The following is an 18,722-nucleotide window of genomic DNA, read 5'->3' on the forward strand; positions in this document are numbered from 1 at the left end:
GGACGGACGCCCTACTCCCCGGCCGGGCCCGTCGGCTATAGTCACCGGCTATGCCAACTGCCGTTGTTTCATCCGGTCTCACCCTGCCCCTGGCCCTGCTCAAGGCGATGCGTCCGCAGCAGTGGACGAAAAACGTGCTGCTGTTTCCGGCGCTGCTCTTTTCGCAAAACCTCTTTCACTGGCGGGAAACGGTGCTGGTGTGTGCCGCATGCGCCGTGTTCTGCCTGCTGAGCAGCGGCGTCTATCTGCTCAACGACCTGCTCGACATCGAAAATGACCGCGCCCATCCGCTCAAGCGCCACCGGCCGCTGGCCTCCGGGGCGCTGCCAGTCCCGGTTGGCATTGCGGCCTGTGGCGGTCTGTCGGCGGGGGCGCTGGCGGCGGCCTTCTGGCTTTCAACGCCGTTTGCCTGGACGGCCGTGGCGTACTTCCTGCTGCAAGTCGCCTACACGGTACGCCTCAAGCACGTCGTCATTCTCGACGTGGGGTGCATTGCAGCCGGATTCGTGCTGCGGGCCGTTGCCGGCGGACAGGTCATCGCCGTGACGATTTCTGCCTGGCTGCTCATCTGCGCCATGCTGCTGTCGCTGTTTCTGGCGCTTGGCAAGCGGCGGCACGAACTGCTGCTGCTCGAAGACGGAGCAACGGCCCACCGGCGGATTCTGGGTGAATACACACCCGATCTGCTTGACCAGATGATTTCGATTGTCACGGCCGCGACCGTCGTCTGCTATACCTTCTACACCGTCGCCCCTGAAACGGTGGCCAAGTTTGGCACGACGCGGCTGGTGTTCACCGTGCCGTTCGTGCTCTACGGCATCTTTCGCTACCTGTATCTCATCCACCGGCGGCAGATGGGCGGCAGCCCGGAAAAGGCGCTGCTCAACGACGGCGCATCGCTGGCCAACCTTGTGCTGTATGGGCTGGCGGTTGTCGCCATTCTCTACTGGTTGCGCTGATCTCTACTGGTTGCGCTGAGCCTCGCCGGGCGTCTGGCGCACAATGGCGCATCCAATGGCCGGCCGGCACAGGACATTGACCGGACGCCCGGACAAAACCGCTTCCAGAGCTTCCTGCAACAGGTGGGCCGTCACCCGCTCCGGGTGATAGGTGTTGTCGTCAATGCGCCCGTGGTACTGGAGCCGCCCGGCGGCATCCACCAGAAAGCATTCCGTCATGCACGTAGCACCCAGCAGGTCAGTGGCCTGACGGCCTTCATCCACGACGACCGGAAAGACGAACGGCTTGGCCTTCTGCCGCTCGCGGATTTCCGTCAGGGACTCATTGGCGTTCGGGTTGAAACCGATAAAGACCACCTGGCGCGGGGCATAGGTGCCGGCCAGGGCGTTGAGGCGGGCGCGGTAGGCTTCGACGCACGGGCAGCGCGTTCCAATCGCCACCAGAACGACGATGCGGCCACGGTAGTGGCTCAGGCGGACGGTCTGCCCGTCGAGGCTCTTGAAGGCGACATCCGGGACCAGCGCGCCAATGGCGATCAGGCTGTCATCACCGGAGATGACGTGGCCAAGGTGATCGAGATCATCGCCCAGCGCGCGTCCGGTGAACACGTCGTAGCCCAATCCGGCCGCAGTCAGCACCAAAGCGGCCACGGTCAGCCCTCCGGCTGCGCCGGAAGCGGCCAGCGGCTGGAGCCGTTCCCACCACCGGCTGTTGGAAAACAGCGACCGCGCCACATCTCCGGGCAACGCGCCAAAGCCAAAGCACAGCATCGCCACGGCTGCCTGCCGGATTTCCCAGGTCGTCAGGGCAAGCAGCAGGGCTGCCAGCAGCAGCGAAGAAACCCGGATGACCACGGCAAACGGATGTCCCAGCCGGGGTGCAACCCAGGGGCGGCGTCCCAGCCGCCAGCGCCAACCCAGCCACCCCAGCGCCAACAGCAATAGCCCCACAGCCGGGACGAAGAACACCTGCCGCCCAAAACCCATCAGGAACGCCGCTTCGGCCACCCAGACACCAAGCTGTCCGGCGAGAATCCCCAGCGCCCCACACCACAGCAGGCGGGCCAAGGATTGCCCCAGAAGGACCCGAACCGGCCAGACCCGTTCGCGGGGCGGCGACCACAAACCATCCAGAATTCCCAGGACAAAGGCACAGGCAAGGAGAAACATAGATTTTGTATTGTTGATCACTGTCGGCCACAGAACAACCCGGTGTCCCCGCGCCGGCTTTCCCGGCCGCCCTTGTGCAGCCAGCATCTATGGCACCGCGCTGAAGTTCGGCCGTAGCGCCGGGCACACTTTTCGACTATTTTTTGCCGCCATGTGCTGACTTCCAGCCAACAGACGCCCGACCCAGACGCAATGTATTCCCTCGTCATTCACCTGCCCAACACACCACCGCGCCGGATATTGCTGGTCAAACCCCGCTACACCCTTGGGCGCAGCGTGCGCGCCGACATCATGGTGCCGGACTCCTTTGCCTCGCGCATCCACGCTGCACTTCAGCAGGATGGACAGACCTACATCCTGGAAGACCTCCGCAGCGCCAATGGCACCTACTACCAGGGACAGCGCCTTGCGCAGCCCATCCGCCTCCACCCAGGGGAACGCTTCCGCATTGGCGAAACCGAACTCGAACTCGTCCCCGAAACGCACTTTACCCAGACTGCCGCGCCGTCGGTGACGTACTCCCAGACTTCTGCGGCTACGGTCCCGGAAGCGCAGATCGGGATGGGGACGGTCAACACAGCAGAAGAAATTCTGCATCGCGCCTTTGAGCGCAGTTCCGGGGGACTCCCCAGAGGTTCCCAGTCTGTGCCGGAGGAAACCATCCTTCTGACCGCAACACCAGGTGCAGCCCCGGCGGAGACTTTCCCGAAAACAAAGCTGGAGCCGCAGCGCCCTGACCTGCTGGCGCTCGTGAGCAAGGTTGGTGTCACGCTGCTTTCCAATGCCAGTTTCAGTGAAACGCTGGAAGAAGTCATGAGCCTGGTCTTCGAGTCGCTGCCGGCGGAGCGGGGATTCCTGCTGACCTACAACCACGCGCAGTATCAGCTTGAATGCCGTGTGGCGCGCACCCGCACCACTCGCCTGCCTTGTGAGGAAGCTGTCGTCTGCCAGAGCATCACCGAACGGGTGTTGACAACCAAAGCGGCAGTGCTGACCTCCGACGCCCGGCAGGACCCGCGCTTCGCCGGCAGCCAGTCCATTCTGCTCGGCGACATTCGCTCCGTGATGTGTGTTCCGCTGTTGTTTCGGGAGCAGCTCCACGGGCTGATTTACGTCGAAAACCCCTACCAGCGCCGTTTTACGCCGGACGACCTGGAGGTGCTGACCACGATTGCCAGCGTGGCAGCCGTCAAGATTGAAAACACACGCCTTCTCGAAGAAGAAATGAAACGGCAGCGGCTCCAGGCCGAAGTGGCCCTGGCCGCCCGCATCCAGGCTTCAATGCTGCCCCAGTGTGAGCCGCTGATTGCCGGCTTCGAGGTGGCGGGGCTGTCACGTCCGGCAGAAGACATCGGGGGTGACTATTACGACTACATCCACGTCGGCGAGGAACGGCTGGCCGTGGTCATCGGAGACGCCTCCGGCCACGGCATCTCTTCGGGACTGCTGATGGCGCTGGCCAAAGGCGCGCTGTTCAACCAGCTTGGTATCTCGCCCGACCCGGTGCACGTGATGCAGACCCTGAACAAACTCATCCATGAAAATGGCACGCGCCGCGACCTGATGACGTTTTGCTACACGCTGCTCGACGTGCCGACCGGACATATCACCATCGCCAATGCCGGACACCCCTACCCCATGGTGTACTGCGCCGCCACGAAAACCGTCCATAGCCTGGAAGGGGGAGCTTACCCGCTGGGGGTACGGCCGATGCTGGGCAGGCTCCCCATCCTGACCCACGTACTCAACCCACAGGATGTCCTCGTGATGTACAGCGACGGTATCCCGGAACTCAAAAACCGCACGGGAAACTACTTCGGCTATGATGGGCTGAAAGCTGTCATCCACCGCCATGTCCACCTGCCGGCGCGCGAGCTGTGTGAAACCATTGTCGAAAAAGCTCTGACCTTTGCCTCCGGGTCCATCCCGGAGGATGACATCACGGTGGTCGTCGTCAAGTGCACGCGCTGACCGGGAAGGCAACCCTGGTCATCATCTGGTAAGGTTCGGGTGGTAAGGTTCAGGGCCGTCATGAGTTTCTCGAAATCATACGGAAAGGAATGTTCCATGCTGCACAGGAGTCGGACGCTGTGCGCCAGACTGGCACTCGTCATCGCATGTTTACTCGTGGGAGCCGGGCTTCCCGCCCCGATGTTTCCCGACGCCCACGCTGAAGAAGTCATCCGCCCCCAAAAACGGCGTGCGGCCGGTCAGCAGCGCGCCCAGAGCCGACGGGCCCGGAGCGGCCGCAGTCGTGGCGCAGCGGCACGGAGCCGCCGGGGACCGTCTGCCCGTGGTCGGGCTGCCCGCGGTCGGGGACGTGCCAGCCGGGCACGTGGACGTAGCGCACGGATGCGCAGTACGCGGGGCCGCAGTTACCGCAGTCGCAGTTACCGCAGCCGCCGGGGGCGTGTCGTGCGGGGACGGAGCGGACGCGCCTACCGCGTCCGGGGCGGACGCTACGGCCGCCGGAGCCGCGTGACGGCCGCCTATGGCACAGGGGCGGCTGCGCCAGCGACGCCCTACCGCCCGCCGCGCAGTCTGGTCATCCCGGAAGCGCGTACCCGCGAAATTCAGGAAAAGCTCAGGGAAGCCGGTTTCTACCAGGGCGAGATCACGGGGCAGTATGATGAAAGCACCCGCGAAGCCATGCGGAACTTCCAGCGTGCCAACGGTTTGAAAGAAACCGGCACGCCAACGGCGCCGGCCCTGCTGCGGCTCGGACTCACCCGACACACGTCGGAAGCCGGCGACACCTCGGCCCCGCCCGTCCAGCTTCCGCCGCCGACCGATCAGCCACCGCCGCAGTGAACGGTTGCCCGGCCTCCGGCGGCCCGCCTTCGGCAGCTACGTTTCAGGGAAGGTGGGCCGTCTCCGCTTTGCCGGTTTCCTCGGTCACACTGGTGAGCAGGACGGACGTGGCCTCGGCTGTGGAGAGCTTTTCCAGCCGGTGTTCAAGTTCCAGAATGGCCAGCCGACGGTTGAAAACCGCTCCGACCAGGAACACGAAGGTGATGACGTACATCCAGACAAGCAGCACGATGACCGTGCCGATGCTGCCATAAATGCGGCCGTAGGCGCTGAAATTGGCCACGTAAATGCCGAAACCCAGCGTGGCCAATCCCCACAGCGTCGTGGCAAAAACGGCCCCCGGCAGAATGTGCCGCCAGCGTGGCGGGCGGCTCGGCGCCAGGCGGTACAGGAGCATCTGAATCAGAAACACACTCAGCACGACCAGAAACCACCGCCCGGCGGCCCACAGATAACCAAAGGTGACGTAACCGCCGCTCCAGCGGGTGATGAGGTGTTCCAGATGGGCGCCGACCACGCCGGCAATGGACGCCAGCACCAACGGCAACCCGACGACAAACACCAGCTCCAGGCATAGCAACTGCTCCCGCCAGAAGGGGCGCCGGGGGGAAATCCCATAGATGCGGTCCAGCGCCCGCGACAGCGTGGCAATCAGCCCGATGGCCGGCAGGAGCGTGGCGACAAAGGACAGCAACGCCACCCGTCCGGGCCGTCCCTGCATAAGCTGCTGCAAGTAGCTTTCCACCACGCTGAACGTTCCCGGCGGCATGATGCGCCGCAGGGCGTCCAGAATCGCCGCCGTCTGCTCGCTGCCCAGCGCCGCAAACGCCGCCACAAAAAAGAGCAGCAGCGGGAAGAAGGTCAGGACGAAGGAATAGGCCGCTTCCTTGGCAAAGCCGATGCAGTCGTACTCAAGCGTATCGAGCGTCGTTTTCCAAAGCAGTTCCCGCAGTTGCCGAAGTCGGCCCATGGCAGCCACTCCCTTCGTTCCTGCCGCGTTCAGATGGTGGTGTTGTCCGGGATAACGGCTTCCTTGGGGATAATGATGATACCGTCACGGATACAGTAGTTCGGACCGTCGGCCTCCCTGACGCCGCTTTCATTCAGCAGACGGACGTTGTTGCCAATCCGCACCCCCTTGTCGAGGATGGCGTTCCGCACCGTGCAGAACTTCCCGACGCCAATATCCGGCCGCCCGGCCGCCCGGTTCTGCTGAAGTTCATCCACGGTTTCATATTCGTCAGCCCCCATCATCAGCACGTGGTCAAAGTGGGTGCCGCTTTCAATCCGGCTGCGGATGCCAACAATCGAACGCCGAATCGTGGCTTCGTTGATGATGCACCCTTCGTTGATGATCGAGTTGATGATCTGGGCGTTGCGCACCTTTGTACCGGGCAGAAACCGGGGCCGGGTGTAGATGGGCGCAGACATGTCGAAGAAGTTGAAGCGGGGCAGGACATCCGTCAGCTCGATGTTGGCGCGGAAGAAGGCACTGATCGTCCCGATGTCTTCCCAGTAGCCGTTGAAAAGATACGCTCCCACCCGGTGGGTTTCGAGGGCGTGCGGAATGACCTCCTTGCCGAAATCCACCCGGCTGGTGTCGCGCAGCAGCGACTCCAGCACATCCATTTTGAAGACATAGATTCCCATGGAAGCGAGATACGGGCGCTTGGCCGCTTCCTCCGGCGCAAGGCCAAACCGGGTCGTGTCCACGCGCATCTCCTCAAGCGCCGCACCCGTGGGCTTTTCCCGAAACTCAATCACCCGCCCGTCTTCATCCACCTTGAGCAGCCCGAATTCCGAAGCCTCGTCGGGAGGGATGGCCGTGACGGAAACCGTGATGTCATTGTCGAACGACTCGTGGTAGGCAATGAACTTGGCGTAGTCCATGCGGTAGAGATGATCGCCCGACAGGATGAGAATCGTCGTTGCGTGCGTGCTTTTCAGATGGCGGAAGTTCTGACGGACAGCATCGGCCGTGCCCTGAAACCAGTCGGGATTTTCCGGCGTCTGCTCCGCCGCCAGGATTTCGACAAAACCATTGGCGAACTGACTGAACCGATAGGTACGGGCAATGTGGCGGTTCAGGGACGCCGAGTTGAACTGTGTCAACACCAGTATCCGTGAGATACCGGAGTTGATGCAGTTGCTGATGGGAATATCCACCAGACGATACTTGCCGCCGAGCGGGACAGCCGGCTTTGAGCGTTCCCGCGTGAGCGGATACAGGCGGGTGCCTTTGCCGCCGCCCAGAATAACAGCCAGAACTTTTTCCATCGCGCCAATCATCGGACTGCTCCCACAACGTAGTCGTTGTCTTTGGTCTGAGATGCCGGCCGGGTCAGGTGGCTTTGGTGAAGGCTGGGGCGGGTTCTCTCAGTCCTTTGGCAGACGTGGACGCGACGCGACGAAAAGCCGCCGGTGGCGATGTGTCCACGCGCGACGCCCACGTGGCACCGGAGGTGTCATACTGCCCCGGCGCAGCAGGGCTATGTCGGCCGACAGACGTTCAATCTGCGCCCGCATGTACCGCTGCTCGGCCTCCAGCTTTTCCAGTACGTCAATCGAGCGGGACTGCACATTCACCAGGCGTCCGAGCGTTTGCTGAAGGGAGTTCGAGAGGCGCGTCCCGATTTCCGCAAACAGACGCTCGACACACTCCACCAGATACGCTTCAAACCGCTGCTTGGCCACGCCATCCGACCGCTCTACCGCACCACCGGACAGCGCACCCGGCGCATCCGGCCCGGCATCAGAAAACGATTCCTTGGACATTGGATATGGATGAGAACTCTTCCACAGAATTTTTGCGTCCGAGGTGTCGCCCCCGGCACGCCTCATGCTAACACTGCCTGACCAGCCGTGACCAAGCCCTGACGCATTACCTGCATAACATCCGGCGCTGCGCGCGCCTGTCATTCAGCAGCTCACCAATCAAACGGGCGACGTATCGCCGTCGTCACCAGCAGTAGCAGCGTCTTACCGTGGCCAGGTCGGTGGCGTCGTTGTCGTACGGCGGGATGAAGGCGGCGTGGCAGGCGCGCCCGGGCTTCCTGCACGGCCCCCGTCGCGCGCCACATCCGGCGACGCGCCCGGTTTTTTCGGGCGCAGCGCGGTTTCCTTCATCCGGCGCAGTTCGGCAATCCCCTGCTCGAAACGGTTTTTCAGGTCGGCTTTCCCAAGTTCGGTCAGAAGCCGCGCGCCGGGTTTGACCAGCGGCGTGACCCGCGCATGAAGCACAAACGCCGGTTGCGCCGGAAAAGCCGTCAGCACCAGATAGATGACCGACAGTACAAGCCAGGCACGTCCGATGCCCAGCGCGCCGCCACCCAGGCGGTCAAGCGTGGCCAGTGGCGTTTTGCGGAAGCGCCGGCGCAGATGACGCACCAGCCACCACCCGCCCAGCCCTGCCAAGGCCACCGGCAGCAGGAACCCCACCCCGTAAGCCACCGGTGCCGTGATACCCAGGTGCTTCAGTCCGGCAGCGAGGTCATCGTAAAACACCAGCGCCAGCGCCAATCCCATGAGAAAAGCGACGCTGGAAATGACCGTTTTCGTCAGCCCCCGGACAGCGCCGCTCACGGCCGAAAACGCCACGACCACCAGCGCCAGCCAATCAAATGCCGTCACGAGCAACCTCCACGTGGAAACACTCCCCGTCACACACGCCTCGCCTCTGCTTTCGCCCGCCGGGGCCCATCAGAAGGGGCACATCAGAACAGGACATCGAGCGCCTCCAGAACCGACCGGACGCCAATGACCTGCAACCCGTCCGGCCATTCCAGACCTGGCACATTTCCCGCCGGCATCACCACCCGCGCAAAGCCCATGGCAGCCACTTCCCGGAGCCGCGTGGCCGGCTGGCTGGTGGCACGCACCTCGCCCGCTAGGCCGACTTCCCCAAAGACGACCGTCGTCGGATCAACCGCCGTGTTCCGAAAGCTGGACGCCAGCGCCGCCACGATGCCCAGGTCCGCCGCCGGCTCGGCCAGCGTCAAGCCGCCGGCCACGTTGACAAACACATCATCACCCAGCATGTGCAGCCCGGCCCGTTTTTCGAGCATGGCAATGAGCAACGCCACGCGGTTGGGTTCGACGCCTTCGACCGTCCGGCGACCCGTCCCGTACTTGCTGCTGCTGACCAGCGCCTGCAACTCCACCAGCATCGGGCGCGTGCCTTCCATGCAGGCCACGACGACCGACCCGGCCACGCCAACCGGACGCTGCTCCAGAAACAGCGCCGACGGATTGCTCACCGGCACAAGTCCCGCGCCGGTCATCTCAAACAGGCCGAGTTCGTTCGTCGCTCCAAAGCGGTTTTTGGTCGCACGAATGAGGCGGTGGTTGTGGTGGCGCTCCCCCTCGAAGTAGATGACGGTATCCACAATGTGTTCGAGCGTCTTCGGCCCGGCCAGAACGCCATCCTTGGTGACGTGCCCGATGAGAAAAATGGGAATGCCCTGCTGCTTGGCAATCAGCAGGCACTGCCCGGCGGTTTCGCGCACCTGGGAAACACTGCCCGGTGCACTGTCCAGCCGTTCGGAATAGGCCGTTTGCACCGAATCCACCACGATGAGCGTCGGCTTGAGGTTCGTGACCACCTCCCACACGCGCTCCAGACAGGTTTCCGGCAACAGGTGCAGATCGCCCGGACGCAGGCCCAGCCGGTCTCCCCGCAGCTTGATTTGCCGCTCGGATTCTTCCCCGCTGACATACAGCACCCGTTCCCCGGCAGCGCTTAGGCCCGCGGCCATCTGAAGCAGCAGCGTGGATTTGCCAATGCCCGGATCGCCGCCGATGAGGAGCAGGCTGCCCGGCACGATGCCCCCGCCCAAAACACGGTCCAGCTCGGCGATGCCGGAGGAAAGGCGCGCGTCATCCTGGCTCGGAACCTGCTCGTAGCGCGTCGGCGCAATTTTTGCCTTTGCGCCTTTGCCGGACGCCCCGCCCAGCCCACGCGCCAGCGCCGCCGCCGAAAGGGTGCTGTCTTCGCGTTCCTCGACCAGCGAGTTCCACGCGCCACAGTCCGGGCAGCGCCCCAGCCACTTTCGGCTTTGGTAGCCACACTGCTGGCAGGTATAAACGGTTTTTTCTTTCGGCATGGCGGCTTGCTTCCGGCGCCTGATTTCAGCAATGAACCACTGGCCCGATGCCAAAGCTTTTCACGAACCCGTGCTTTCCGACAACGCCCCGTAACCAATGCGCCTTTCCGACCTGCACTACGACCTTCCCCCGGAACGCATTGCCCAGCATCCCTGCGAACCGCGTGACCAGGCCCGCCTGCTGGTGCTGGATCGGCGCACCGGCGCACTTGAAGATGCACACGTCAAGGACCTTCCCCGCTGGCTGTGCGCTGGCGATGTTCTCGTACTCAATGATACGCGCGTCTTCCCGGTGCGACTCATCGGCCGGCGCGAACCGACCGGCGGACTCGTTGAGGTGTTCCTGGTACGTGAAACCGCCCCGCAAACCTGGACGGCGCTCGTCAAACCCGGACGCCGGGTGCGCGTCGGCGACCGGCTCACCTTCGGTCAGGACGAGCTGCGGGGTGTTGTCACGGGCCGGCTGGAAGACGGACGCCGTACGATTGCTTTTACCTGTGAGGGTGATTTTTTTGCACTGCTCGACCGGATCGGGCGCACGCCGCTACCGCCCTACATTGCCCGTGAAGCCGACACCCCGTCCGACCGGGAACGATACCAGACGGTCTATGCCGCCACGCCCGGCTCGATTGCGGCCCCGACGGCCGGCCTGCACTTCACGCCGGAGCTGCTCTCCACTCTGGCTGCCCAGGGCGTGGAGATTGTCAAGCTGACCCTGCACGTGGGTTACGGAACGTTTCAGCCCGTCCGCACGGAAAATCTGGCGGCGCACCGCGTCGAACCGGAAGTCTATGTCGTGCCGGAAGCCACAGCGCAGCGCATCAATGCAGCCAGGCGCGAAAGGCGCCGGGTCATCGCCGTCGGAACGACCTCGACGCGCACGCTCGAAACCGTGGCCCAGGACGGCGTGGACGGCAACCTTGTCCGTGCCGGCCAGGGCATGACGGATTTGACGATTGTGCCGGGCTTCCGCTTCCGGGTTCTCGACGGACTGCTCACCAACTTTCACCTGCCGCAGTCGTCCCTGCTGGCGCTGGTCGTCGCCTTCGGCGGCTATGAACCCGTCATGCGCGCCTACCGCCATGCCGTGGCGGTAGGCTACCGGTTTTACAGCTATGGCGACGCCATGCTGCTGATATGATTCGGTGTTGCCATAATCTCTCTGAAACCCTTACAGTCTGCCCACGTTTGTAGCGTTGGCAATACTCAATCATCCTTTCTGTCCGAGGTTTCCCGCCTTATGAAGTTCGCCTTTTTGCGTGGGCTGGCCAGTGTTTGTCTGGCAACCGCCCTGTGCCTGCCAAGTCCCCTGCTGCTTGTGGTCGTCAAGGCCGACACGCCGGCCAAAACCATCACCCTGCCGCCTGGCGTCACGCGCGTCACGAGTGTGGAAGGCATCACCGAGTACCGTCTGGAAAACGGGCTGCGGGTGCTGCTCTTCCCCGACGAATCCAAGCAGACCATCACCGTCAACATCACCTATCTGGTCGGTTCGCGTCATGAAAACTACGGCGAAACCGGCATGGCGCACCTGCTGGAACACCTTGTGTTCAAGGGCACCCCACGCCACCCGGACATTCCCAAGGAACTGACCGAGCGTGGCGCGCGCCCGAACGGGACCACCTGGCTTGATCGCACCAACTACTTCGAGACCTTTCAGGCAACCGAGGACAACCTCCGGTGGGCGCTCGATCTGGAAGCCGACCGCATGGTGAACAGCTTCATTGCCAAGAAAGACCTCGATTCGGAAATGACCGTCGTGCGCAACGAGTTTGAGGCCGGGGAAAACAGTCCCTACCGGGTGCTGCTGCAACGCACGCATGCGGTGGCCTACGACTGGCACAACTACGGCAACTCGACGATTGGCGCGCGGGCGGACATTGAAAACGTCCCCATCGAGCGGTTGCAGGCGTTCTACCGGAAGTATTACCAGCCGGACAACGCCGTGCTGCTCGTGGCCGGGAAGTTCGATGAAGAAAAGACCCTGAAGATGATTCACGAGTATTTCGGCCCCATCCCGAAACCCACCCGCGTGCTGGAGCCGACCTACACACTCGAACCAACCCAGGATGGCGAACGCACCCTGACGATTCGGCGCGTGGGCGATACCAAGGTCATCCTCGTCTGCTACCACGTGCCGGCCGCGGCGCATCCCGACAAACCGGCCGTACAACTGCTGGCCGGCGTCATTGGCGATACCCCAAGCGGACGGCTCCACAAGGCGCTGGTCGAAACCAAAAAAGCCGCCTTTGTGCAGGGCTTCAGCTTCGATACCAAAGAGCCGGGGCTGGTCAATTTTGCGGCCATTTTACCGACCAGTGCTGACATCGAAGCCGTCCGTCAGACCCTGCTGGCGACCATTGAAGAAACTGCCGGCAGCAAGCCGCCGACGGCTGAAGAAGTGGAACGCATCCGGCGGCAGTACCTGGTCAGCATCGAACAGACCCTCAACAACTCCGAGCGGCTGGGGCTGGAACTCAGCGAGTGGATTGCTGCTGGCGACTGGCGGCTCTTTTTCCTCAATCGGGACCGGCTCAAGGCCGTCACGGTTGAAGACGTACAACGGGTGGCCAGAACCTACCTCAAGCCCGACAACCGGACGGTTGGCATGTTCATTCCGACTGACAAGCCCGACCGGGCCGAAATCCCGCCGACGCCGGACATCACGGCGCTTCTGGCTGATTACAAAGGAAGTGCGGCTGTTGCTGCCGGTGAAGCCTTTGACCCCACCCCGGAAAACATCGAAGCGCGATCCATCCTGCCCAAAGCCCAGGGTGGTTTACAGATGGTGCTGCTGCCGAAAAAGACCCGTGGCAATACGGTAACGTTGACGATGTCCATCCGGTTGGGCAATGAGCAGGCCCTGCGCAACCAGCGGGAAGTCGGATTCTTTGCCGGAGCCATGCTCGACCGTGGCACGAAGAAGAAAACCCGGCAGCAGATCAGCGATGAATTCGACCGCCTCAAGGCACAGGGGGGCGTTTTCGGCAGCGCCAGGCAAGCGAATTTCAGTGTCACGACAACCCGCGAGCATCTCGCGGACGTCATGCGGCTGGGCGCGGAAATTCTGCGGGAGCCATCGTTCCCGGAAAGCGAGTTTGAGCAGCTCAAACAGGAGATCATTACCAGCACCGAGCAAAACCGCCGGGAACCGACCAGGGTGGCCGTCAGGGCCTTTTCACGCCACCTCAATCCCTATCCCAAAGAAGATGTACGCTATACCCCTCTGCCAGACGAGGAGATCGAACGCATCAAGGCCGTGACGCTGGACGATGTCAAACGCTTCTATGAAACGTTTTATGGCATCTCCAACGCCCAGATTGCCGTCGTCGGGGACTTCGATCCGGCTGAAGTTGAAAAACTGGCGACGGAACTCTTCGCCGGCTGGACCGCCAAAACGCCCTTCGCACGTCTGGAAAACCGGTTTCGTCCCATTCCGGCTGCCGATGAGACCTTTGAGACGCCAGACAAAGCCAATGCCTTCTTCATTGCCGGCATGCCGCTTGAAATGCGCGATGATGACCCGGACTACCCGGCGCTGGCGCTCGCCGTGTACATTTTCGGCGATGGTTTCCTGAACTCCCGCCTGGCCGTCCGCATCCGGCAGAAAGAGGGCATCAGCTACGGTGTCGGCGCCGGGTTGCAGGTTGGTTCACTGGACCGCCTGGGCACATTCACCGTCTCGGCCATTTACGCGCCACAAAATCTGGCCCGTCTGGAAGCGGCCTTCAAAGAGGAAGTCGAGCGTGCCGTGCGTGAGGGCTTCACAGCCGAGGAGGTCGAAACCGCCAAGACGGGCTACCTGCAGGATCAGCAGGTGTCGCGGGCGCAGGACCGGGAACTGGCGTCAAGACTGGAGAGCTATCTCTATCTCGGACGACGTCCCACCTGGGACGCTGAATTCGAGGCCAAAATCAAGGCCCTGACGCCGGAACAGGTCTCGGCGGCCTTTGCCAGGTACATCAGCTATGAGCGGATGAGCCGCTTCAAGGCCGGCGACTTTGCCAAGGCCAAAGAGGCCAAAGCCACGCAGCCGTAAAGCCACGGTCAGCGGACAGACTGACATAACCCCTGCCAGGGTTTGAACAGCTTAAATAAAAGTTGACCTTTATTGCTCAGTAGTGTGCATTTTGCGCATGTCGCGCAAGATAGTCAGCACTTTGGCGCGGAACTGGTGTTCGCCATCTGCGAGGCGAAGAACGTCGCAGTGGTGATCCTAAACCAAGGCGAGGACACGCGCTTCGAGGAAGACTTGGCGAAGGACGTGCTGGAGATCATCACGGTCTTCAGCGCCCGGTTGTATGGTAGTCGTTCGCGCAGGAATCAGAAGCTGCTCGATGGCGTGAAGGCCGCCGTGGAGGCTGCGCAGTGATCATCGCACACCGCATCGCGCTCGATCCGAACAACGCGCAGGCAACTTACTTTGCGCGCGCATGTGGCGTCGCGCGCTTCGCCTACAACTGGGCCTTGGCCGAGTGGCAGCGCCAGTACGAGGCGGCAAAGGCCGATCCAGCGCTGCCCAAGCCGTCGCAAGCGGCGCTGCGCCGCCAGCTCAACGCCATCAAGTGTGAGCAGTTTCCGTGGATGCTGGAAGTGACCAAGTGCGCGCCGCAGATGGCGATCATCCAGTTGGGCAAAGCGTTCAGGAACTTCTTTGCGGGCCGGGCCCGCTATCCGCAGTTTCGCAAGAAGGGCGTGCACGACCGCTTTACGCTTTCCAACGACCAGTTCGACATTGACGGCTGTCGCATACGCATCCCCAACCTTGGCTGGGTGCGCATGCGCGAGTCGTTGCGTTTCACTGGCAAGATCATGTCGGCCACCATCTCCCGTGTGGCCGACCGCTGGTATGTCAGCATCACCGTGGACACACCAGACCGTTCGCATCTGCCCAAAGCTGAGAACCAAGGCGCAGTGGGCGTGGATGTGGGTGTCTCTGCGCTGGCCACGCTCTCGACGGGAGAGACCATCCCCGGTCCCAAGCCGCACACGGCTTTGCTCAAACGCCTGCGCCGGCTTTCAAAAAGCCTGTCCAGAAAGTGCAAAGGCTCGCAGAACCGCAAGCGGGCTAAGGCGCGGCTGGCCAAGCTGCATGCGCGCATCGCCAACATCCGCCAGGACGCCTTGCACAAGCTCACGACCAGCCTCACGCACCGATTTCACACCATCGGCATCGAAAACCTGAATGTGCGCGGCATGGTGAAGAACCGGCATCTGGCGCGCTCCATCATGGACATAGGCTTCTACGAATTTCGGCGGCAACTGGAATACAAGGCCGCGATGCGAGGCGGGCAGGTGGTGGTGGCGGATCGCTTCTTTGCCAGCAGCAAGACGTGCTCGGTATGTGGGCACAAGCTCGATGATTTGCCACTCTCAGTGCGCGAATGGACTTGCCCGGATTGTGGAAGCATCCACGACCGGGACGTGAATGCCGCCAGGAATCTCCTGGCGTATGGCTTGGCCGCCCTCAGCGGGCCTACGGCGAGTTCCGCCGGATGTCAAGCCTGTGGAGAGGAAGGCTCTGGCCGCCGTCGCAAGACGGCAGCGAAACCGGCCTCTGTGAAGCAGGAAGTCAGCTTTGTTCCTGTGTGAGCAGGAATGAGTAAGTCTGATGGAACGGTTTGCCAAACCCTGGCAGGGCACACCACCGGGCAGGAATTCCCTGGAACTCGCTTTGATGGTCGTCGTGTGTGAAGGCAGATGACTTCACGCTGTGGGCAGCCCTGGTGCCCGCACGGTCAGGCTGCCACAAGTTTTTCCATGTTGAGGCTCAACACCATGTCGTCCACCTTGTCGTCGTTCACTCCCGTTTCCCACAGTCCGGCGCGGCTGATTCGGCGTTTCTGCCAGACTCTGTTGACGCTGGCGCTTCCACTGTCGCTCGCAACGGCCGCACTGGCGGCCGATACCCGGCCGGTGGAGGACGCACCGGCCGGACAGGGGCCGCAAACGCCCGGCGCGTCACCGGCTGAACCCCGGACGCCCGGCATCTACCTGGGTGTCTTTCCACAAACGCTTTCCGAGCAGCAGGCAGCAGACCTTGGCGTATCACCGGCCCAGGGGGTACATCTGATGAAGGTCATTCCCAGCAGTCCGGCGGACAAAGCCGGGCTTCAGCGTGGCGATGTGATCGTTTCCATCAACGGCCAGCCGGTCGTCAACGTCGAGCACTTCCGGGACCTGCTGCGCAAACAGACGCCGGGACAGGCCATGACGCTGGGCATCGTCCGCAACAAACAGCTCAACACGGTCACGGTCGTGCCGGAAAAGCCGCAGGTCAGCGTCATGATGCTGCCGGACGGACCATTTTCCATCACCGTCCACCCGCCACTTGACGCCGCACAGCTCCAGGAAATTAAGGAGATGGCTGAGCAGATGCGCAGGCAGGGTGAACAATTACGGGAAAAACTCAAGCCGCAACCGGAATTTTTCACCTTCTCAGTGAGCGACCGGGGACGGCTCGGTATTCGGACGCAGCCGCTGTCCGAACAGCTTGCGCGCTACTTCGGCGCACCTGGCGGTCTGTTGATTACAGAAGTGAGACCCGGCTCGCCGGCGGACAAAGCCGGTCTGCGCGCGGGAGATTGCATCCTCAAAATCGGCGACCGGGAAGTGCGCAGCAGCCGCGACCTGCTCCAAGAGTTGCGCCAGGTTGAAACCGGTGACGTCAAGTTGACGCTCATCCGTGACAGACAGCCGCTGGTTGTCACCCTGAAACCGGAGCCGTGCGCTCCGCAGGGCGCTTACCGGTACGATTTCCGTGTGCCGTTGAACGGGACCATCACCCTGTCCCCCTCCGTGCAGGTCTGGTGGGGAACGCTCATTCCGGGTCTGATGTGAGCACGGGCACAGGGCACTATGATGCCGGGTCGGGGGAAATTCCTCCGGCCCGGCAGTTTTGTGTCCGGCGGTTTTTGTCAGGCTTTACGCCGCCGGTTCGGCCAACGCGGCTTCAATGGCCTTTGTCAGCTCATCCGACATCGGATCAACGCTTGATGGGAACACCGCCCGCAGCTTGCCATCCCGTCCGATGAGATACTTCTGAAAGTTCCAGCGGACTTCGCCGGCCAGCTTTTCATTGCCCCCGCCAGAGGTGAGGTACTGGTAAAGCGGGTGCTTGTTCGGTCCCTTGACGGTGATTTTCGAGAACATATCGAACTGCACACCATAGTTTGAGGTGCAGAATTCCTTGATTTCCGCATCCGTGCCCGGCTCCTGGGCGCCAAAGTCGTTGGCTGGAAAGCCCAGCACCCGCAGCCCCCTGGCGCGGTACTTCTGGTTGAGGGCTTCGAGTCCCTTGTACTGCGGCGTGTACCCACAGCGGGAGGCGACATTGACGATGAGCAGGACGTTGCCCTTGTACGCACACAGGTTGATGTCCTTGCCATCAATGCTCTTCATCGTGAAGTCGAGCGCCGGTGGGCAGCCGGGCGTAGGATTGGGATTCGTGTCAGCAGGGCTGGTCACAGGTGAGGTACCTCCTTCGGGTTGGGACGTTGCGGATGACCGCGCCGGGTCGGCCGCGGCCATGCAGCCGGCACCGAGCAGTGCCGTCAGCACCAGTGAAAACAATACATTTCGGTTCATGACGAACTTCCTCAGCAACCGAATCCGGCATCGTCGGGGGGATTCGGCAGGTTTGACGCGAGCGGGTCAGGAGCAATGTGCTTCGTGGGCGCGAACCTGACCGTACGTTTGCCCCCACTTGGCTCACTGAAATGGCTTTCTGAAAAAGCCACCCGTTTTGGAAACACGCAACCTGTCCGTCCTATGTCTTGGGCCTATGCCTTGGGCGAGGACTGATAGGGATCGTTGAGCAGTTGCGTCGTGTGCTCGGTCACACTGGGCGGCGCGGCAACGGTTGGCGGCGCCGGGAAGGCTCCCCGGTAAGGTGTCTCGCCGCCGGAAATGGCGGAAGGTGGCGCAGCGGCACTCCCCAGCGGACCTGGCGGAGGCGTCGGAACGATGACGACCTGCGGAAGCGGTTCCGGCTTGAACGCCATGCGTGCATACACGAGCAGGAGGATGCCGGCAAAAAACATCAACCCGCCAAAGCCACTGAAAGACACAACGAAACGGGCCAACCAGTGGCTGATGTGCTCCAGTACCGAGGCGGAAATGCCGAGTGCCGCGGACAAAAGCGGGCCGCCGACCACAAGCCCCCACTCGGCCCGGCGCAACTTTGTTCGCCACAGGCGGTCTTTTGAATGCTGGAGGCTGGCCAACTGCCCGGCCACCGCTGCTGCCATATCGCTGCCTGCACCAGATGGACCGGGACTCGCCTGCAAGGCACTGGTGACGAGGGTCAGGTTCAGGCCGCAGGCCTTACAGAAGTTTTGCTCCGGCAGTTGGGTCGGCGTACCACAGGTCGGACAGAACATAAGCGGATAAAGCCCCGAGAGGAGATAGTCAACAAAAGCACAATCCGTCGCGGTTGGCTACGTTGACGGGGCACCACGGGTTTCACCATTCGTTCGGGCTGCGGCAGCCGACGAGTGAAAACGCGGGATGAGACCAGCATCCCGTGTTTGGCATCCCGCGTCTTTCCTTTGGTCCAGGCAGACCTCATTGGGGCAAGATACCTGGGTGGAGTCCATGGCATTCCTCCCTGGTTGTAAAATAGATTAAGGATATGCTACGGACACCGCCAATTTCTTCAACTTTCAGCCCCTGTCACGGT

General features: G+C 62.4%; 15 protein-coding genes and 1 pseudogene. 8 read left to right on the top strand and 8 right to left on the bottom strand.

The window, feature by feature from the left end; translation table 11 throughout:
* Nucleotides 1-50: 50 nt before the first annotated feature.
* A complete protein-coding gene (locus tag J8C05_RS06865; RefSeq protein WP_211421514.1) occupies nt 51-959 on the top strand; it encodes a decaprenyl-phosphate phosphoribosyltransferase in 909 nt (302 codons plus the stop codon).
* Between the two features lie 3 nt (nt 960-962).
* Here J8C05_RS06865 and J8C05_RS06870 read toward each other — a convergent pair whose 3' ends face one another.
* A complete protein-coding gene (locus J8C05_RS06870; RefSeq protein ID WP_211421515.1) occupies nt 963-2,129 on the bottom strand; it encodes a redoxin domain-containing protein in 1,167 nt (388 codons plus the stop codon).
* 192 nt (nt 2,130-2,321) lie between these two features.
* Between J8C05_RS06870 and J8C05_RS06875 the strand changes: the two genes are divergently transcribed.
* Together J8C05_RS06875 and J8C05_RS06880 are read left to right on the top strand one after the other, a co-directional pair.
* On the top strand, nt 2,322-4,100 hold the full coding sequence (locus J8C05_RS06875; RefSeq protein ID WP_211421516.1) for a SpoIIE family protein phosphatase: 1,779 nt from the start codon (nt 2,322-2,324) through the stop codon (nt 4,098-4,100).
* Between the two features lie 381 nt (nt 4,101-4,481).
* A complete protein-coding gene (locus tag J8C05_RS06880; protein WP_211421517.1) occupies nt 4,482-4,940 on the top strand; it encodes a peptidoglycan-binding domain-containing protein in 459 nt (152 codons plus the stop codon).
* 43 nt (nt 4,941-4,983) lie between these two features.
* Here J8C05_RS06880 and J8C05_RS06885 read toward each other — a convergent pair whose 3' ends face one another.
* The 5 genes from J8C05_RS06885 to radA form a co-directional block, all read right to left on the bottom strand.
* A complete protein-coding gene (locus J8C05_RS06885) occupies nt 4,984-5,910 on the bottom strand; it encodes a YihY/virulence factor BrkB family protein (protein ID WP_211421518.1) in 927 nt (308 codons plus the stop codon).
* A gap of 29 nt (nt 5,911-5,939) precedes the next feature.
* Nucleotides 5,940-7,217, bottom strand: coding sequence for a glucose-1-phosphate adenylyltransferase (locus J8C05_RS06890; protein WP_211421519.1), 1,278 nt, complete (start codon nt 7,215-7,217; stop codon nt 5,940-5,942).
* A gap of 99 nt (nt 7,218-7,316) precedes the next feature.
* Nucleotides 7,317-7,715 (bottom strand): hypothetical protein, encoded by a 399-nt coding sequence (locus J8C05_RS06895; RefSeq protein WP_211421520.1) that lies wholly within the window; start codon nt 7,713-7,715, stop codon nt 7,317-7,319.
* Between the two features lie 204 nt (nt 7,716-7,919).
* Nucleotides 7,920-8,570, bottom strand: a complete 651-nt coding sequence (locus J8C05_RS06900) for a CvpA family protein (protein WP_211421521.1) — start codon at nt 8,568-8,570, stop codon at nt 7,920-7,922.
* 83 nt (nt 8,571-8,653) lie between these two features.
* Complete coding sequence (gene radA, locus J8C05_RS06905; protein ID WP_211421522.1) at nt 8,654-10,042, bottom strand: DNA repair protein RadA; 1,389 nt, start codon at nt 10,040-10,042, stop codon at nt 8,654-8,656.
* A gap of 97 nt (nt 10,043-10,139) precedes the next feature.
* On the opposite strand from radA, the gene queA reads away from it, so the two are divergent.
* From queA to J8C05_RS06930, 5 genes and pseudogenes are all read left to right on the top strand, one after another.
* Nucleotides 10,140-11,183: a tRNA preQ1(34) S-adenosylmethionine ribosyltransferase-isomerase QueA gene (gene queA / locus J8C05_RS06910; RefSeq protein ID WP_211421523.1), complete on the top strand. Its 1,044-nt coding sequence runs from the start codon at nt 10,140-10,142 to the stop codon at nt 11,181-11,183.
* Between the two features lie 99 nt (nt 11,184-11,282).
* Entirely contained in the window at nt 11,283-14,081 is a 2,799-nt protein-coding gene (locus tag J8C05_RS06915) for a M16 family metallopeptidase (RefSeq protein ID WP_211421524.1), read from the top strand.
* 120 nt (nt 14,082-14,201) lie between these two features.
* A pseudogene (locus J8C05_RS06920) lies at nt 14,202-14,414 on the top strand (recombinase family protein); the annotation flags it as partial.
* Nucleotides 14,411-15,634, top strand: coding sequence for an RNA-guided endonuclease InsQ/TnpB family protein (locus J8C05_RS06925; protein WP_211421525.1), 1,224 nt, complete (start codon nt 14,411-14,413; stop codon nt 15,632-15,634). The pseudogene J8C05_RS06920 and the gene J8C05_RS06925, both read left to right, overlap by 4 nt.
* Nucleotides 15,635-15,820: 186 nt before the next feature.
* Nucleotides 15,821-16,882, top strand: a complete 1,062-nt coding sequence (locus tag J8C05_RS06930; protein WP_211421526.1) for a PDZ domain-containing protein — start codon at nt 15,821-15,823, stop codon at nt 16,880-16,882.
* Nucleotides 16,883-16,966: 84 nt separating this feature from the next.
* Here J8C05_RS06930 and J8C05_RS06935 read toward each other — a convergent pair whose 3' ends face one another.
* Both J8C05_RS06935 and J8C05_RS06940 read right to left on the bottom strand, forming a co-directional pair.
* The gene (locus tag J8C05_RS06935) at nt 16,967-17,629 is read right to left on the bottom strand and encodes a glutathione peroxidase (RefSeq protein ID WP_211421527.1); all 663 of its coding nucleotides are present in this window, start codon (nt 17,627-17,629) and stop codon (nt 16,967-16,969) included.
* 194 nt (nt 17,630-17,823) lie between these two features.
* The gene (locus J8C05_RS06940) at nt 17,824-18,423 is read right to left on the bottom strand and encodes a zinc ribbon domain-containing protein (RefSeq protein ID WP_211421528.1); all 600 of its coding nucleotides are present in this window, start codon (nt 18,421-18,423) and stop codon (nt 17,824-17,826) included.
* Nucleotides 18,424-18,722: the final 299 nt, after the last annotated feature.

Source organism: Chloracidobacterium sp. N, from assembly GCF_018304765.1.
GTDB classification, from domain to species: domain Bacteria; phylum Acidobacteriota; class Blastocatellia; order Chloracidobacteriales; family Chloracidobacteriaceae; genus Chloracidobacterium; species Chloracidobacterium aggregatum.

Bases quoted from the DNA above. Each gene is read 5' to 3' on its own strand.
- J8C05_RS06865 (WP_211421514.1), top strand. From the start codon at position 51: ATGCCAACTGCCGTTGTTTCATCCGGTCTCACCCTGCCCCTGGCCCTG.
- J8C05_RS06870 (WP_211421515.1), bottom strand. From the start codon at position 2,129: ATGTTTCTCCTTGCCTGTGCCTTTGTCCTGGGAATTCTGGATGGTTTG.
- J8C05_RS06875 (WP_211421516.1), top strand. From the start codon at position 2,322: ATGTATTCCCTCGTCATTCACCTGCCCAACACACCACCGCGCCGGATA.
- J8C05_RS06880 (WP_211421517.1), top strand. From the start codon at position 4,482: ATGCGCAGTACGCGGGGCCGCAGTTACCGCAGTCGCAGTTACCGCAGC.
- J8C05_RS06885 (WP_211421518.1), bottom strand. From the start codon at position 5,910: ATGGGCCGACTTCGGCAACTGCGGGAACTGCTTTGGAAAACGACGCTC.
- J8C05_RS06890 (WP_211421519.1), bottom strand. From the start codon at position 7,217: ATGGAAAAAGTTCTGGCTGTTATTCTGGGCGGCGGCAAAGGCACCCGC.
- J8C05_RS06895 (WP_211421520.1), bottom strand. From the start codon at position 7,715: ATGTCCAAGGAATCGTTTTCTGATGCCGGGCCGGATGCGCCGGGTGCG.
- radA (WP_211421522.1), bottom strand. From the start codon at position 10,042: ATGCCGAAAGAAAAAACCGTTTATACCTGCCAGCAGTGTGGCTACCAA.
- queA (WP_211421523.1), top strand. From the start codon at position 10,140: ATGCGCCTTTCCGACCTGCACTACGACCTTCCCCCGGAACGCATTGCC.
- J8C05_RS06915 (WP_211421524.1), top strand. From the start codon at position 11,283: ATGAAGTTCGCCTTTTTGCGTGGGCTGGCCAGTGTTTGTCTGGCAACC.
- J8C05_RS06930 (WP_211421526.1), top strand. From the start codon at position 15,821: ATGTCGTCCACCTTGTCGTCGTTCACTCCCGTTTCCCACAGTCCGGCG.
- J8C05_RS06935 (WP_211421527.1), bottom strand. From the start codon at position 17,629: ATGAACCGAAATGTATTGTTTTCACTGGTGCTGACGGCACTGCTCGGT.
- J8C05_RS06940 (WP_211421528.1), bottom strand. From the start codon at position 18,423: ATGTTCTGTCCGACCTGTGGTACGCCGACCCAACTGCCGGAGCAAAAC.